Source organism: Vibrio sp. Vb1026, assembly GCF_033338745.1.
Classification (GTDB): Bacteria; Pseudomonadota; Gammaproteobacteria; order Enterobacterales; family Vibrionaceae; genus Vibrio; species Vibrio alginolyticus.
In genome coordinates this window covers 156,416-173,147 of record NZ_JAWOTH010000009.1, presented here as the reverse complement: position 1 = coordinate 173,147, position 16,732 = coordinate 156,416, and the positions used below count along the sequence as shown (strand labels likewise).

The 16,732-nt window shown below is 43.6% G+C and carries 16 protein-coding genes; 10 read left to right on the top strand and 6 right to left on the bottom strand.

Annotated features, from left to right (window positions below; translation table 11 throughout):
* Positions 1–220: 220 nt before the first annotated feature.
* Entirely contained in the window at positions 221–1,249 is a 1,029-nt protein-coding gene (locus R7E47_RS15110; protein WP_318084575.1) for a site-2 protease family protein, read from the top strand.
* A 75-nt stretch (positions 1,250–1,324) separates the two neighbouring features.
* Here R7E47_RS15110 and R7E47_RS15105 read toward each other — a convergent pair whose 3' ends face one another.
* On the bottom strand, positions 1,325–2,113 hold the full coding sequence (locus R7E47_RS15105; protein ID WP_017634168.1) for a M48 family metallopeptidase: 789 nt from the start codon (positions 2,111–2,113) through the stop codon (positions 1,325–1,327).
* A 201-nt stretch (positions 2,114–2,314) separates the two neighbouring features.
* On the opposite strand from R7E47_RS15105, the gene R7E47_RS15100 reads away from it, so the two are divergent.
* The 5 genes from R7E47_RS15100 to cutA all read left to right on the top strand — a co-directional run bounded on the left by R7E47_RS15100 (position 2,315) and on the right by cutA (position 5,360).
* Complete coding sequence (locus R7E47_RS15100) at positions 2,315–2,749, top strand: hotdog fold thioesterase (RefSeq protein ID WP_005376340.1); 435 nt, start codon at positions 2,315–2,317, stop codon at positions 2,747–2,749.
* Between the two features lie 6 nt (positions 2,750–2,755).
* A complete protein-coding gene (locus R7E47_RS15095; RefSeq protein WP_005376338.1) occupies positions 2,756–2,989 on the top strand; it encodes a DUF3389 domain-containing protein in 234 nt (77 codons plus the stop codon).
* 79 nt (positions 2,990–3,068) lie between these two features.
* Positions 3,069–4,778 carry an SgrR family transcriptional regulator gene (locus R7E47_RS15090; RefSeq protein ID WP_017821931.1) on the top strand — a complete coding sequence of 570 codons (1,710 nt, stop codon included), beginning with the start codon at positions 3,069–3,071 and terminating at the stop codon, positions 4,776–4,778.
* A complete protein-coding gene (locus tag R7E47_RS15085) occupies positions 4,762–5,013 on the top strand; it encodes a hypothetical protein (RefSeq protein ID WP_005376334.1) in 252 nt (83 codons plus the stop codon). The genes R7E47_RS15090 and R7E47_RS15085 overlap by 17 nt, the downstream gene beginning before the upstream one ends.
* 14 nt (positions 5,014–5,027) lie before the next feature.
* Positions 5,028–5,360, top strand: coding sequence for a divalent-cation tolerance protein CutA (cutA, locus tag R7E47_RS15080; protein WP_017634166.1), 333 nt, complete (start codon positions 5,028–5,030; stop codon positions 5,358–5,360).
* On the opposite strand, the gene R7E47_RS15075 is transcribed toward cutA, so the two are convergent.
* Positions 5,322–5,918, bottom strand: a complete 597-nt coding sequence (locus R7E47_RS15075) for a DUF2238 domain-containing protein (RefSeq protein ID WP_017821932.1) — start codon at positions 5,916–5,918, stop codon at positions 5,322–5,324. The two genes, cutA and R7E47_RS15075, sit on opposite strands and share 39 nt — an antisense overlap.
* A 242-nt stretch (positions 5,919–6,160) precedes the next feature.
* Here R7E47_RS15075 and R7E47_RS15070 point away from each other — a divergent pair, with 242 nt between their 5' ends.
* On the top strand, positions 6,161–7,000 hold the full coding sequence (locus tag R7E47_RS15070; RefSeq protein WP_005386285.1) for an isopenicillin N synthase family dioxygenase: 840 nt from the start codon (positions 6,161–6,163) through the stop codon (positions 6,998–7,000).
* A gap of 128 nt (positions 7,001–7,128) precedes the next feature.
* On the top strand, positions 7,129–7,749 hold the full coding sequence (locus R7E47_RS15065; protein WP_005376328.1) for a DNA-J related domain-containing protein: 621 nt from the start codon (positions 7,129–7,131) through the stop codon (positions 7,747–7,749).
* A 79-nt stretch (positions 7,750–7,828) separates the two neighbouring features.
* On the opposite strand, the gene R7E47_RS15060 is transcribed toward R7E47_RS15065, so the two are convergent.
* The 4 genes from R7E47_RS15060 to tesA all read right to left on the bottom strand — a co-directional run bounded on the left by R7E47_RS15060 (position 7,829) and on the right by tesA (position 13,535).
* Positions 7,829–9,484: an ABC-ATPase domain-containing protein gene (locus tag R7E47_RS15060; RefSeq protein ID WP_017821933.1), complete on the bottom strand. Its 1,656-nt coding sequence runs from the start codon at positions 9,482–9,484 to the stop codon at positions 7,829–7,831.
* Positions 9,485–9,555: 71 nt separating this feature from the next.
* Complete coding sequence (locus tag R7E47_RS15055) at positions 9,556–11,469, bottom strand: sensor domain-containing phosphodiesterase (protein WP_017821934.1); 1,914 nt, start codon at positions 11,467–11,469, stop codon at positions 9,556–9,558.
* A gap of 181 nt (positions 11,470–11,650) precedes the next feature.
* Positions 11,651–12,850 (bottom strand): enoyl-ACP reductase FabV, encoded by a 1,200-nt coding sequence (gene fabV / locus R7E47_RS15050; protein ID WP_021035980.1) that lies wholly within the window; start codon positions 12,848–12,850, stop codon positions 11,651–11,653.
* Positions 12,851–12,932: 82 nt separating this feature from the next.
* On the bottom strand, positions 12,933–13,535 hold the full coding sequence (tesA, locus tag R7E47_RS15045; protein ID WP_021707539.1) for a multifunctional acyl-CoA thioesterase I/protease I/lysophospholipase L1: 603 nt from the start codon (positions 13,533–13,535) through the stop codon (positions 12,933–12,935).
* On the opposite strand from tesA, the gene R7E47_RS15040 reads away from it, so the two are divergent.
* Both R7E47_RS15040 and R7E47_RS15035 read left to right on the top strand, forming a co-directional pair.
* A complete protein-coding gene (locus R7E47_RS15040) occupies positions 13,534–14,226 on the top strand; it encodes an ABC transporter ATP-binding protein (protein WP_047101137.1) in 693 nt (230 codons plus the stop codon). The two genes, tesA and R7E47_RS15040, sit on opposite strands and share 2 nt — an antisense overlap.
* Positions 14,226–16,682: an ABC transporter permease gene (locus R7E47_RS15035; protein ID WP_171344614.1), complete on the top strand. Its 2,457-nt coding sequence runs from the start codon at positions 14,226–14,228 to the stop codon at positions 16,680–16,682. Before R7E47_RS15040 ends, R7E47_RS15035 begins: the two co-directional genes overlap by 1 nt.
* The last annotated feature ends 50 nt before the right edge of the window (positions 16,683–16,732 follow it).

The following is a 16,732-nucleotide window of genomic DNA, read 5'->3' as shown; positions in this document are numbered from 1 at the left end:
ATTATCTTTATATTTTTGAAGAGAATGGTACGACCAGAATTGTTTTGCGAGCTTTATAGTTAAATAACGATCAAATCAAGAGATAGCTCGCTTTGCTGTTTCTTCACTTCACAGGCATAATTCGCGCTCGCTATGTAGTTATTCAATAGACGCAATAGGAACCGCATTGGAATTACTGAATGTTGAATTTTTAGGTCGTTCGCTAAGGCTCGAAGGATCGATGGCTGGGTGGCAGCAGTTATATTGGGATAATACGTTGGTGTCTCAAATCGATGCCAGTGACAATACCGCAGAGACTTGTCTACACCAGTTTAAGCTCTCTGCGGGTGAGGAAATCCTGAACTGTCATTTAGAGTGTTCTTTAACATGGCAACCGTTTGAATTGAGTTACAAGGTCACAATTAACGGTGAGCTCGTCAACGAAGGTTGTCGAAATGAAAAAGACATCGAGCGCCAAGTGCCAGAAGTTACGCCACCATCCGAAAAGCGTTTAAGTGTAATAGGCCTCGTATCTCTTGGGATGAAAGCACTTAAAAGTGCGAAAGTTATTAAAGTGGCGTTAGCGTCTGCAAGTCTCGCTGCATATTCTTGGCTATTTTCCATCGAGTTCGCGCTAGCGTTGATCGCTTGCTTGGTTTTTCATGAATATGGTCACATTAGAGCGATGAAGTATTTTGGAATGAAGACCAAAGGGATCTATTTGATTCCATTCCTAGGTGGTTTGGCGCTAAGTGACGAAAAGATAAACACGCGCTGGCAGGACGTGGTTATCTCAATCATGGGACCATTTTTCGGTTTAGTACTTAGTATAGTTTTTACTTTGCTTTATTGGATGACTGGTGAGGTGATCTTCGCTGGGCTTGCTGTGTTTAACGCCTTGCTAAACCTATTTAATCTGCTGCCTATTTTACCATTAGATGGTGGCCATGTGCTCAAAAGTATTACCTTCTCAATGAATACTTGGGTCGGGTTAGCTGGCAGTATTGCGACCGCTTTATTAGGCATTTTTATCAGTTACTATTTCGGTCTGACGTTGCTAGGGTTTTTATTGTTAATGGGAATGTTGGAAGTGGTGATGGAATGGAGAGCTCGACATCAAAGCCATTTATTGCCATTAACCCGTTATGGGCAACTATTTTCACTTGCTTGGTACTTGGTCTCTGTCGGAGGTTTTGTTTCTATCATCTGGTATTTTGCCACTCTCGGAGATAGTTTGTTAAGTTTGCCGCTACAGATATTGGGCACTTGATTAGAATCATAAAAAAGCTCCCTAGGGAGCTTTTTTATTTGGCAAGCTTAAGTAGTAGACGATAGTAGCAATGAATTAGCCACATCTTGGTGCTTTCGCGTTATACGCAGGCAGCTTATTTATGGTTGCTTGTAAATCTTTAATGCGCGTACTGTGCGATGGGTGGGTTGAGAAGAATTCAGGTGGTTGAGAACCACCTGATGCAGCACTCATATTTTTCCATAAATCGACACTTTGACGTGGGTCGAAACCTGCTTTTGCCATGAATTCCAGCCCGACAATATCAGCCTCGGATTCCTGAGTACGACCGTATGGCAAGATAACACCGTATTGAACACCGACACCAAGTGCCGCCATCGTCATTTGTTGATACTGTTTGTACTCGGAAGCGCCAATGGCAACGTTTGCTAGAGACAACCCGGCATTTGCTAACTGACTTTGTGAGAGACGTTCATTACTGTGGTCAGCGAGGACGTGAGCGACTTCGTGACCAATGACTGTTGCCAACTGATCTTGGTTTTTCGCGACATCTAAAAGCCCGGTATACACGCCGATCTTCCCACCTGGTAGAGCAAACGCATTGACTTGTTCACTATCAAAAACAACGACTTCCCAGTCTTTAAATCCAGATTGAGCGGGAATGGTGTCAGTGATGTGTTTGGCAACGCATTGAACGTAGGCATTCGTTTTGCGGTCTTTGCTGATTGGGATATCTTTCTTCATTTGTTCGAAAGATTTAGCGCCAAGCGATGACATTTCCTGATCTGAAAACATCAGGATCTGGTTGCGACCCGTCGGTGATGCGCTACACGCTGTTAAACCCGCGATAGTTAAAAGAGCAGAGGCTTTCATCCATACCTTCATAACAGGCTCCATTTAATTTTTTGTTTTGAAGCAATAGTATATACCCAAATAGTAACATGATGCATGGATCAAGTTATTCATCTGATTAATAAAGAAGGTGAGATGTTACGTCTTGAAGTTATGCCCAAGTAGCGTCTATGCTAGCTTCCTAGCACATCGTTACAACCTAACAAACCAGTTTGTGAAACTAAGAGTAAAACAATGAGTATATGGAAAAAGCCCGTAAGCATAGAGATTCTGAATGCCACGTCAAAAAATACCCTGATCGAGCACCTACAAATTAAATATACAGATTTCACTGACGACTCCCTTACAGCAACCATGCCCGTATGCAGCTTTACTCATCAACCTTTAGGAATGCTTCACGGTGGTGCATCAGTCGTGCTCGCAGAAACATTAGGCTCATTAGCTGCAAACTTCTCTGTCGATGAGGGCAGCTACTGCGTCGGTTTAGATATTAACGCGAACCATGTGCGAGCCATGCGAAGTGGTCATGTGATTGGTACGGCAAAACCGCTTCATCTGGGTATTTCAACGCAAGTGTGGCAAATCGATATCACTGATGAGCGAGGCCGTTTAGTGTGTACCAGTCGCTTGACCATCGCTGTGAAACAACACAAAACAAAGTCGGTATAAACTAAGATGGTGATTGAGTTTTCATTAGGAAAAATCATTGCAACCCAGCGTGAAATAGTGATTAAGCTCTCCGGTAGTGCAATGGTAACCTTGCAAGCGCAAACCGATGCAATTCAGTTGCTGGGTAGAGGAGCGAACGTTGTTTTATCTCATGGAGCAGAGTGCAAATGGTCTATCAAGCTGGACAACGAGGAACAACTGGCCGAACTTTCGCGAGAAATTGGTATCGATATTCAATAATTTATAGTGTGATGTTTGCACTTTTTGGTAAAAATGAGGAAACTTAGCTTATCGACAACAAGATAAGAATTTCCTCTTTATGAGTAGCCCTCGTTTACGTGTTCAGTTCGAAACACTGTTTGAAAAATTTTCCGGTCACGATACGGACGTTCAGCTCGAAGACATCACCGAAGCGTTGTTTTGTACACGTCGTAATGCTCGTATTGTTCTAAATAAACTTGAAGAAGAGGGCTGGATTGAGTGGCATCCGGCAGCGGGTCGAGGAAAACTTTCGAAACTCGTTTTTAAACGTAATCGAAGCGATGTCAGCGAAAACCTCGCCAGGCGTTATCTCGATGAAGGGAAAATCGGTCAGGCTCTAGATGCGCTTGATAACGATGCGGCACGATTGACGCAGGTTATCCAAGGTTATTTAGGGCTTCAACATCGGCAGGGCGAGCAGGTCGTGCGTTTGCCTTATTATCGACCATTGTCGATGTTAAACCCGCAGAAACCGATGCGGCGTTCTGAACAGCACATCGCCAGACAAATTTTTAGCGGACTCACTCGCCTTGATGAAAATGAACAACTTCAACCAGATTTAGCCCACACGTGGGAAGCAATTTCTGATACACATTGGCGTTTTTATCTTCGTCGTGGAGTACGCTTTCATAATGGTGAACCGTTAACAACCAGTTGTGTTCTTGAGAGTGTGCTTGCGTTAAATGGCTTGAACTTGTTTTCTCACATAAAGCGGGTGTCTTCACCACAAGAGTGGACCGTTGATATTGAGCTCGTCCGTCCTGATCGCTACCTTCCTCTGGCTCTGAGTGAGTCGCAAGCAAAAATTTTGCTACCGAGTGCTTTGCGTTCTGAAAGCTTCGATAGACAACCGATAGGGACAGGGCCGTTCCAAGTTAAAATGAATGATGATAAGCGTCTTATTTTGACTGCTTTTGATGGCTACTTTGGTTTTCGCCCTTTACTTGACCAAGTGGAGGTGTGGGTAATCGATGAAGCCTATTCTTCAATGGTTTATCCAAGCCTGTCAAAGCCGAAGATGGATAAACAAGGTTCATCCGATGAAGTCGAGCTGGACCCTGGCTGTACATTCCTATTACTAAACAAAAACACCGGGATTGCAAAAGATCCACGTTGGGCAGAGTTCCTCTCGCAAACCCTCAACAGTCACCAGATTTACTCGCATGTTCCACAAGATAAAGTGATGGAACTGGGAGTATTGCAAGCCTTTGGCCTTAAGCCTGGTTGGATTGATCTTAGGCCAGCAGAAGCGGGCAGCGTACCACAGGCTAATAAGGTAATTTCCGTAGCGTATCAGAAAAAGCATCCGATGTTTCCAGTAGTTGCCAAGGCCATCAAGACACTCTTAAAACCGCACGGTATAGAGGTTGAGTTTATTCGTTATGATTCTCAACCGCCCGCACCGGAGGAAGTGGATATCTGGGTGAAAGCTATGGGCATTGCAACGAACCGAAATGACGCGTTGGCGGGCTGGCTCCTGGATTACAGTGATATTGAGAAGTTCAGTTCAGGTTACGATTTTAGTGAATGGGCTAAACTTGTCGATCAATGGCGTGCCGGCATGCACACAGACTTTCCTGCGCGTGAGCTAGGACGACAGTTAGTAAAAAGCTGTCAGGTGATTCCTATGTTTCACTGCTGGCTAGGCGTGAATAAAGACCACAGCGGTGCGTTACAAAATGCAAAGTGTAATGCCTTAGGTTGGTTTGATTTTAATAATGTATGGGTCAAACCGGATATAGAAAGTAACCATGGCGAAACCGAATAAAAAACAACCGACGAAAACCGTCGATATCTTTTGCTCTAAATGTAAAACTCAACTATTTAAGTACCGTAAAGGCGGGAAAGGCGCACTGGTTAAATGCTTCAAAGAGCGCATTGTTGACGATTTCACACAAACCCCATGTATTTGCCCCGCTTGCGGACAAGAGTTTGCAAGAGATACTTTAGTAAGAGGAACCCCCGCTTACAAAATGATTGGCGGCAAAGTGACGATGAAATAATAAAGGGCTAGAAAATGAGTATGAAACATGACTATTGCATGGTTTTAAGTACAACCAGTAATGAAAAAAATCGAGATCAGATCATTAAAGGTTTGCTAGATGCACAATTAGCCGCGTGTATTCAAACAATGCCTATTGAAAGCCACTACGTTTGGAAAGGGGAGGTTTGTACTGACAACGAATGGTTGCTGGTGATCAAAACTCGTCGAGAGCTCTATGAATTGGTGGAAGAGAAAATAGAAAACCTGCACGAATACGAGGTCGCTCAAATCGTACAGGTTCCAATTGTTGATGGGTTTAACCCTTATTTAGAATGGTTGAGAGAATCGACGTTGAGCCGACATTAAGAATAACGACAACACTGCACCAACGGTATCGCACAACATATCTTTCTGGGCATCCCATATGTCACCTTGCGAGCCCAGAAAGGCAATTCCCTCATCGCCACCAGCCAATTCCGCATACCACCATTCGATAATCTCATAGCCAGCAGCAAGTGACATGATAGCAAACAAAGCAAACCAGCAAGAGAACGCTTTGTTGAACCGTTTTTTGTTTATCAAGTATTCAGCGATCGGATATGCGTAAAGGCCAATTGAAAAGTGCGCAATGCGGTCAAAATTATTTCGCTCTGAACCAATCATGTCGTTAAACCAGTCAAACGGCACTTCGGAGAACGTATATTTCGCACCGATAGTGTGCAAACAGAGCCAGATGAACATTAAAAAGTAAGCCGTATTACTGAACTGATAGCGAATCGAAATCGCCCAAATAGCAACAAGAATACCAATCGCCGGGATAATCTCCGCAAACCAAACTGCACGTGAGTTAGGTTCCAACGCAGAAAATAAAAACACGATGGCATAAAAAATCGTTAATCCTAAGAGTGTCGAGGTGCTTTTCATAGAGTTATTTGATCCTTCAATTTATCTTACAGTGGGACTCCATAGATTGTGTTAATGATTGCACTTAATTGAACGGTGTGCAATTGATATTTTAATGGGTTTTTTGATCACTGAAAATGTTGATTTATTGGCAAACTGCTCAACATTAAAACGTTTGCGCGTGCACTTTTCATTAAAGTTTGATTTACAACATGCCCATCCATAGAATCCATGATTCAGTCTAATAAAAAAGAAGTAAAGCCATGAAACTGGAAACTGTCGATTATCTTGCTGACGATGCTGCTCAACAGTTCGTTACCTCTCTACGCGAAACGGGGTTCGGTGTGTTGAAAAACCACCCGATTCCACAAGAGCTTGTAGAGTCAATTTACAAAAACTGGCATGAGTTTTTCTGTTCAGAACAAAAGAATGATTTTCACTTTAACGTAGACACCCAAGATGGCTACTTCCCACCTTCTGTGTCTGAAGTGGCGAAAGGGCACAAAGTGAAAGACATCAAAGAGTACTTTCATGTTTACCCTTGGGGTCAGATCCCAGAGCAGCTTAAAGCTGAAATCTTAGAGTACTACGAGCGTGCCAATGCATTTGCTCAAGAGCTATTAGGTTGGGTTGAAGCGTACGCACCTAAGGACGTTCAAGAGAAGTTCTCTATCGCGTTGTCAGAAATGATCAATAACAGTGACAAAACATTACTACGCGTGCTTCACTATCCACCGATGACAGGCGAAGAAGAGCCAGGCGCTATTCGTGCTGCTGCGCATGAAGACATTAACCTGTTAACGGTTTTGCCTGCTGCTAATGAGCCTGGACTGCAAGTAAAGAGTAAAGAGGGTGATTGGATCGATGTACCATGTGACTTCGGAAACTTAATCATCAATATTGGTGATATGCTTCAAGAAGCGTCAGGTGGTTATTTCCCTTCAACGACTCACCGTGTAATCAACCCTACGGGTGGCCGTCAAGAAAAGTCACGTATTTCATTACCGTTGTTCCTGCATCCAAAGCCGGAAGTGGTGTTATCTGAACGCTACACTGCACATAGCTACCTTATGGAACGTTTACGTGAGCTAGGGGTTATTTAACCTTTACGTGATCTCCTTACAAAGGCCGATGGTGAATGACTATCGGCCTTTTTGCATTTATGCTACAAAGTGGAAATTATGTTTTTTGTGCCGTGAATGGGGCCCTAAACTCGTGTCAGAGAGGATGAATGGAAGGACAACGTACTGTCAATAGTATTGAGCCTCATGCAATAGAAAATCCGCTGCTTTGGCCAATGTTAGAAATTCTGAGAAAACAGCCCTCTAATTGGAAAGTGCACACCTTGGCAAGCTCGTTGGGTGAACAAGGTTATATTTCAAAGCTGGACGACTCTCCCGATAAGGATTTATTCAAAAGAAATTTCCTGATCATGAATGCATTATATCAACTGCAAGACACTCTGTATCCGGATAGCTGGCTTCAAGTCGAAGCCATGGATATTCAGCTCATGTCTTCGATGGAAGCTTTGAGGCATAAGATCGATATTCATGATCCTTTGCGTGAGTATTACTTAGATTGGCGCAATTACGAAGCGGACGAAGATGAAGTGCGTCGACTGTTGAATGAATTTTGGACAACTTATCAAAAGTTCATCGGTGGTTCGTCAGTAGCCAGCGTAGATAAGACAAAGGCACTGTCACTATTTGAACTTAACACTGACGCTACGCCTGCGGAAATTAGAAAACAATGGCGAAAACTCGCGCTTCGTTGGCATCCTGATCGAGAAAATGGCGATGCAGAAAGATTTAGAGTTCTTTGTGAAGCGTGGAATGTACTGAGAAACGAATGATTCGCTAAGAATAAAGATAAAGGAAGGCAGCTAACTATAGCTGCCTTTTGATTGAACTGTCTCTGTCAGCGTATCAAAACTAGCATGATGACTTAAACTGAGATTTTCGCATGCGGTTGAGGGCAGCCATAACGTCTAGTGTGCGTGGTTTGGCTAAGTCGCCTTGCTTAGGAAGAGCGGCATGCCACTCACCAGACAGCATTTCTTCAATCTCCTTCGCCGGATGATTACACCAACCTGGAAGTTGAGCAATTTGGAACCATAACCAGCCAATTGTGTTGACTTCATCGGCTGACTCTATCTGTTCCAAAGCGCTAAGATCAGTAAACTCTTTACCAAATCGAAGTGACTCTTTGCCTTTCGCATTCACACGGAACTTGCCGTCAGTAAGAATATTCATCAACGCAACGCGGTTCAGTGCTCGAGGTGGGAAGGTCTGTAAACGTTCTTCTGACTCGTTATGGCGTTGAGTAGGGTGCTGAGCGATAACTTCTTTCGCTTTTTCAGTCACATCAACGGCTTGGTAGTCGTGCATTTGAATGACGGTATCGGCAACGTCTAAGTAGTCGCCCGACCCACCCATAACGATAATGGTAGAGATATCAAGATCATCTCGTAATTGACCAATGCGGTCGACGAGAGGAGTAATTGGCTCATCACCTTTTGCCACCAATGCCTGCATACGCTCATCTCTAATCATGAAGTTGGTAGCAGAAGTATCTTCATCAATCAATAATGTGCTTGCACCCGCTTCAATAGACTCTTGAAGCCAAGCGGCTTGCGACGTTGAGCCTGATGCGTCTTGAGTAGAAAAGTCCGCCGTATCTTTACCCATCGGTAAATGGTTAATGTAGTTTGACAGGTTCAAGTGGTGTACGCATCGGCCATCTTCGGCACGAATCTTCATAGCCTTGTTATCGGCAACAATGTATTCGCGACCATCTCCTGGAATATGATCGTAAATTGAACGCTCTATTGCATTTAATAAGGTAGATTTACCGTGGAAGCCACCACCTACAATCAGTGTGATACCTTTTGGAATTCCTAATCCTGTGACATGGCCCTTGTTTGGCGCATGTAAAGTGACTTGTAGAGATTCAGGGGCTTTAAACTCAACGGCTTCTTTCATTGGAAGGTCGCAATTACCTGCAATTCGAGGAAGAATACTGCCGTTTGCGACAAACGCGACTAAGTTATTGGCCTCTAACTGTTCTCGTAGGGCATCTTGGTCTTCAACAACTTGGCAGTGCTTAATTAAAGCGGCTTTGTCGAGTTCACGCTCTAAAGTTGCTCGACGGATAAACTTAGGCAGGTGGAAAGTCAGTATGTTGTTGGCTTTTTTCCCCAATACTGAACGACCTTCGGCTGGTAAGTTAACTCGAAAACGCAGTTCAATACCTTCTTCAGTAAACAACACCGCGGTGCTATCCAGTACAGTTTGGCCTGTCAGTGAAATTGATACTGAGTTTTCTTGTTTAGCAAACTGTTCAAAACTACGCGCAATAAAATCACGTGCAGCTCTTTGAAATGCAGGAGACTCGTCTCTTAGCCACTCAAGACCAGTCAAAGACCATGCGCGAGTCGCACGAAAACGTGACGCCGATGCATAAGGGTCACCCTGTACATGATCGATAAACAAAGTGAAATCAGTGAAGTCGTATTGACCTTTGATTTGCTGATAAGCTCGGTAGTTCTGCTTTTCAATTTTCTTAAGCGTGGCAGTCAACTGATCCATGAAGATATTGGCCTTTTAATAGAAGCGGGCGGCGATTATAGAAACCACCGCCCTCATAGTAAAGAGAATGCTTAGGAAGAGTAGGCGTATTGCCCGCCAGAAAGGCGTTGATTAAACAAACTTTGCTCAAATTCATTACAAGGCATAGGTTTACCATAAAGAAAACCTTGTCCGATATCACAACCCTCACCAATAAGAAACTGCTCTTGTTGGTGGGATTCAATGCCCTCGATCACTACTTGGAGTTCCAGTTTTTTTGCAATGTGTATGATTGAACAAATGATCTCGCGATCATCATCTGACTTTTCCATTTGCTGGACGAAGCTTTTATCAATTTTGATGGCATCAAACGGATATTTCTTTAAATAGCTGAACGAAGCATATCCTGTACCAAAATCATCAAGTGACAATGTCACACCTAGTTTATGCAACTTATTTAACGTTGTGCGTGCTACTATTTCATCAGCAATTAGAGCGCTCTCGGTTACTTCGAGTTCGAGAAAGTGTGCTGGCAAATGGAAAGTGTCGAGTAGGTGTTGCACTTGTTCTGCAAAATTTACGTTTTGTAATTGAATGGGAGAAACGTTGACGGCAATTTTGAAGTTATCGATTAACTCAGACCATTGTTTCGCTTTGTCTATCGCGGTACGCAGAACAAAAGAGCCAACTTCAAAGATAAGCCCGTTTTGTTCGGCCATATGTATCAATGCTTCGTTGGAAACGTCGCCAAGTATTGGATGTCTCCAACGAAGCAAGGCTTCTGCGCCAATCCATTTACGTGTTTTGGAGTCTACTTGAGGTTGAAAGTACAACACTAAATCGTCGTTACGCACTGCTTGTAAAAGGTAACTTTCCAGTTCATTGTGACTATTGAGATCCGCCGAATGATTTTCTCTAAAATAACTAAAAGGTTCGCCGGATTCTTTACATAGAAGCATCGCGTAACATGCATGTTGAAGGATACGCTTAGCATTGCTGCAATCTTTGTAAGCTTGAACTATACCGATATACGTGTGCAAATGTATTTCTGTTTTGTTGAAGACAAATCCATCTACGCTAATTTTAGTGATATCATCTAATAGTTGATTTAACCGAGCTTCAATATCCTCTCCCCAAATCAATAAAACCATGTCATTCGAACTTGGTCTACCAGTGATAAATCCGCTAGCACCGTGTCTGGTTAATCTGGAGTGAAATTCTTTTAAAATGTTGTCAAAGACCTCGAACCCGTGCCTGGTCTGAATACTGCGAGCGTTACTAAAACCAATGTTGATGACCACAAGCGATTGCTGATCACTATCAAGGGACTGTAAGGTGTATTGGACAATGTTCTCAAGTGCAGAACGATTTAGAAATCCAGTTCCCTGATCATGTGTTTTTTGGTAGCTCACTTGTTTTTCCGCGGCTTTACGGCGATCAATTTCTTGTGTTAAGGAGTAACTTAACTGGGCTAAATCCGTGGTACGATTTTCAATTCGACTCTTTAGCTCGGTGTTAAGTCGCTGAAGTTTATGTTGTTGGTACACAACTGAAAGCTGTGCTTCGATTGAATCTTTGAAAGTTTCAAGCAACTGACGGTAACTATCGTTGTACTCGTTTCTCTCAGAGTCAAGCATACAGATTGTTCCAAATGACTCCCCATTTGGCCAGAATAGCGGTAAGCCGCAATAAGAAATCATGCCTAGTTTGATGTCTGGGTTATTTTGCCATTCTTCATCTTCAAGCGCATTGGGGATTACAAGCTCGCCTTTCTGTTCTATAACTTGCTCGCAATACAAACCGTTACCAAGCTGCTCTGCATCGCCAGTACGATAAGGATTACCTAGAGTTTCGCTAGATGTATTTACTTCTATGCGATCCGGATGGATACGCATAATTAATGTGGTGGGTACGTGTGTTATTTGAGCCAGTAAGTTGACGATTTCTTGCCAACTTCTTCGCATAGACTCAGGGATTTCGTAGTCTAATGTTTGCAATCTCCCCATATAGGTCATCCTTTACGTGGTTTCACTTCCTGTGAATTTAAAAATGCAGACTGCTCTATTTTGTTCTCGCTTTTTAATTAAGTATAGGGTGGCTAGGGCTCGAAACAAAAAAAAGTCCTGAAAAGAGTTCAGGACTAGGAATAGTTGTCACATATCTCATCCTTGAAACAGGTAACAAGCATCAAGGCTTAAGCGACATTAACGATTCAATAGAAATGTCTTGCGAATAGTCGACATCTTCAAAGTTAAAGCCATTGAGCTTCATAAACTCATCTTTAAAACCTTGGTAATCACCAATCTCTTTAAAGTTATCAGCATTCATCTGTTCTAAAAGAGCGTGGACTTCTTGTTGAACTTGCGGTTCAAGTTCCAAGTCATCTATTCGAATCAAGCGTTCACCGTCAACTGGCACTTTCTCTTGATCGTATAACTTCGTAGTAAACAGTCGCTGCATTTGTTCAATACAGCGTTCGTGAGTACCTTTTTCCTTCATCACTCTATAAAGCGCTAACAGGTAGGGACTTAGCGCAGGGATGAATACACTGGCTTTCGTCACCAACGCCTTACACACGGTTGCGTAAGCACCGCCGTCAAAGTTGGCGAGTTTGAGGTTTAATGAATGACTGGTTTGGTGTAAATCGATTTTCGCTCGACCTAACGTACCATCGAGATAAATTGGGTGCGTAATGTCAGGGCCCATGTAAGAAAAGGCGATGGTTTTGCAGCCGTTTGAAATAGAGTCGTTATTGATGAGTGTGTCAATCCAGCTTTCCCAGTCTTCGCCGCCCATTACTTTAATGGTGGCATTGGCTTCCTCTTCTGTTGCAGGCGTTAAGGTGGTTTCTATCCACTTATCGTTCTCCAGCATGATAGAAGCGCCAGTGACAGGTTCACCAATCGGTTTAATGACACTGCGCCAAAACTCATCAGATTCAGGTTTAGGTCGAACACCGGTTGCCAAGCTATAGATGACTAAGTCAACTTCACCCTCAAAGTACGTTTCAATGGCTTCAATCACTTGATTGCGCACCGAACCAGAGAATGCATCGCCAACAATATTTATTGCGGTACGCCCGGCTTGATTTGCTTCCTTCTTAAAAAAGACGTTGTTATACCAACCCGCACTCCCAACCCCTTTCTCTGAAGGGCCACGCTCAAATGAGACGCCAATGGTATCGGCGTTAGCGCCACCGAACGTTAGGGCTATTCGGGCCGCTAGGCCGAAACCAGAGGAGGCACCAATAATCAAAACCCGTTTTGGGCCTTTTTTGATCTGTGGGGCGCGTTTTACGTATTCAATTTGCTCTTTAATAGATGCATGACACCCTTTGGGGTGCGCAGAGCGAGCAACAACACCTTGAATTAACGGTTCTATTCGCATGTTGTTATCTATCCTCGATGAGTGGAATTGAAAATAGATTAACGTAAAGTTACGTAAAACTTATTGAGCTAGACCATTAAAATTAGAGATGTTTAATTAATTCTTGAGCAACGAAATCAGCGATCCAAGGTTGTGCATCTGGTTTTGGGTGAAGGCCATCATCCATCATCCATTCTGGTTTGGTGACAACATGCTCTAAGAAGAATGGCATCAAGGCAACTTGTTGATGCTGTGCAAGCTTAGGGTAGATATCGTAAAACATATCGCTATAGCGCTTACCATAATTAGGTGGAACCCGAATTTGCATCATGACAACGTCCGCACCAGAATCTTTTACCATGGTAATCATTTTTGAAAGATTCGACGTAATAAGTTTAGGAGGGAAACCTCTTAGGCCATCGTTGGCACCTAACTCAATAAGTACCATGTCAGGGCTATGCTGAGTTAGCAACTGAGGTAACCGTGCTAAGCCATTGCCGGTTGTATCGCCAGAAATGCTGGCATTAATAACTGTTACATCTTGACCATGTTCTGACAACGCATCAGGGAGTAAGCTAGGCCAACTCTCTTCGATCGGCATCTGATAGCCTGCACTCAAGCTATCACCCAAGACAAGTAGCTTTTCGCTCGCATGTGCAGTAGCGGAAAAACAAAAAAATAGAACTAAGGAAAGTATACGAATCATGCAAACACCTGTACTTAATGCACCTATTGTTCAAGCCAATTTGGTTTCTAAACAAGTCTCTACTAATCAAGAACAATTAACAATCCTCAAAGACGTAAATGTTGACATCCGAAAAGGAGAAAAAATCGCCATCGTCGGAACTTCCGGTGCAGGTAAGTCAACATTGATGACGTTGCTAGCTGGTCTTGATACGCCGACATCAGGCGAAATTACTTTATTAGGTCATGAATTATCAAAACTGGACGATGAAGCACGTGCGAAAATTCGGGCTGACTCTTTAGGTTTCGTTTTCCAAAGTTTCTTGTTAATCCCGAGTTTGAGTGCATTACGTAATGTCACGCTTCCTTGTCTTTTACGTGGTGAAGCCGAAGATGAAGCAAGAGCAGCGGAATTATTAGCTGCTGTTGGATTGGAAAAACGTGTCGACCATTTACCAAGCCAGTTATCTGGTGGTGAACAACAGCGAGTTGCGCTAGCGCGTGCATTTATGACACAGCCTGAGCTGTTGTTCGCAGACGAGCCTACCGGCAATCTTGACCATCAAACCGCAGACAAAGTGATTGAGCTGCTATTCGATCTTAATGAACAGCACGGGACAACTCTGATTTTAGTAACACACGATGGTCATCTAGCAAGCCGATGTGACCGTATTTATCGTATGGAGGCGGGTGAGCTTAAGGAGGAGATGTAATGTCTGCAGTATCATCAAGTGAAGCAACATCCACAGAGCAAAACAGTACAACACAGCACTCGTCGAATAAAAGCTTGATACGCTGGAGTTTCGGCGAAATAAGGCAGGGGAATCTTTGGCCTATTAGCGTTGCTCTTATTCTCGTGATTGCGAGTATCTTTGCGCTTTCTGCATTAGCAGAACGAATGGAGCAGGTGATCGTCAAGCAGGGGAAGGACGCATTAACGGCAGATGCGGTGTTTGTGTCTGCTAATCCCATTCCGGACACGTTGTTAGCCTCGACTGAAAGCCTTGAACGTTCGACGATGACACGCTTTGCCACTATGGCATTTAGCGATAATGGTATGCAGCTTATTTCTGTAAGGGCGGTGGATGATAATTACCCTTTAATGGGAGAGCTCGTTCTTGAAAATAATCCAGCCGGTCGCGTTAAAGAGAACCAACTCTGGCTTGATGAGCGGATTATGACTCAACTAAGCGTAAAGCCAGGTGACAGTGTCACGATAGGCGATGCCGAGTTTACTGTATCAGGCGCAGTATTGATGGAACCAGGCTTGAGCTTTAATCCATTTCAGCAAATGCCTTCTGCATACATTCATCAAAGTGACGTAGATAAAACAGGAGCAATTCAAGTTGGGAGTCGAGTTCAATACCGTCTATTTTTACAAGCCGATGATAAAACACTAAAGAGCTTACAAGATGATACGCAGCTTTCTCCGAGCGATCGCTGGCGCACGCAAGATACTGCCAGTCGTAGTAATGAGGTTTTTGAACGCACGACGCAGTATCTGTCGTTGACAGTAGCAATTGTCATCATTATGGCGGCGACAACATTGGTTCTTACTTGTCAAAATTACGTGAACAGCCGGACACAAACTATCGCGATGTTGAAAAGTCTTGGTGCGAGCCGCCGATGGATTGAAAAGTGGTTATTTATTCAAGTCACAATCCTTCTCATTAGTGCCAGTGTCGTCGGTCTATTGTTAGGGAGCGGGCTGGAATATTTATTACGCATTCCACTCAAAGACTTATTACCCGAGCCACTCCCTAGTTACGGCGTCACACCATTTTTGGTGGCATTTATCTCAGCAGTCTTGATTACGGTGCCTGCTCTCGGTATACCATTGTTAGGCTTGATTAAAACTCCCGCGTTAGAAGTGCTACAGCAGGGTAAAGCGCAACGTTCTTGGAAGCGAATGTTACTTGTTCTAGTTCCCGTTGTTCCACTGCTTTTACTGTATGCAGATAACACCTTAGTTTGGATCGTGCTCACTGGTATAGCGGTACAGTTTGTGGTACTCGCAGCAGTTAGCGTCACACTCACAAAGCTGTTTGCACGTGTGTCAACCCATCCTGCAATGAAGCTTGCGTTGAGTCGTATCAACCGGACGCCAGTAACCAGCGGCCTACAGTTTGGTGCTTTGGCATTATCTTTGATGTTGCTGTCTATCATTTGGCTTGTGCGCAGCGATATTCTCGCGGATTGGGAGAGAACCTTACCTGCAGACGCGCCAAATGTGTTCGCTTTGAACATTGGTGATTATGAGCTCGATAACTACCTAGAAACCCTAGATAAAAATGGAGTTACGCGGTCACAAGCTTATCCAATAATTCGTGGACGACTAACAGAGATTAACGGTCAAAACGTCAAAGAGGTTGAGTACGAAGGAGAAGGTTCTGACGCGATACGTCGAGAGCTAAACCTGACATGGGGAGATACCCTACCAGAATATAATGATGTGCTTTCGGGTGAATGGACAAACAAAGGGAGTGTATCTGTAGAAGCGGATGTAGCAAATGACTTAGGCATAAAACTCGGTGATACGCTGCGCTTTGTAATAAACAGCCAGAATTACGATGCAGTAGTAGATACCATCCGTTATGTCGAATGGCGTGACATGAAGCCTAACTTTTATTTTATTTTCTCATCTGACGTGATGGCTAATTTACCTGGTTCTTACCTCATCAGTTATAGGATTGAAGAAGGAAATGAAGCGTTGTTGACGTCAATGTCACGTGCTCACCCAACGGTCTCTGTTTTAGATATCCGAACTATGGGCGAGAAAATTCAGGCTTTGATTCAGCAAATCGTATCAGCAATCACCATCCTTGCTCTTTTAGGCGTTGTTGCTGGTCTGCTGCTCATCTTTACTCTACTGAGGTTAAGCTTGTCCCAACGTCAACAAGAGATTCGTTTGTACCGCACATTAGGTTCAAGTAAGAAACGGATCAACACAACCCTGTGGGCCGAGTACGGAATTATGGCGTTGATTGCTAGTGGTGTTGCGGTATTCGCTGCGGAAGTTTGTGTGGCCGCAGTCATGACATATGGATTCGATCTCAATGTACAAATTCACCCCGAATTGTGGATAGCTTTACCGCTTGCAACATTTGTTACGTTGGCACTTGTAGTGATGAGTTTGTTGAAAAGATTATTAACGCCAGTAAACACTTAATCGCAGCGAGTGTTATCAAGTTTGGAACACTCCATGACACTTTTATTTTA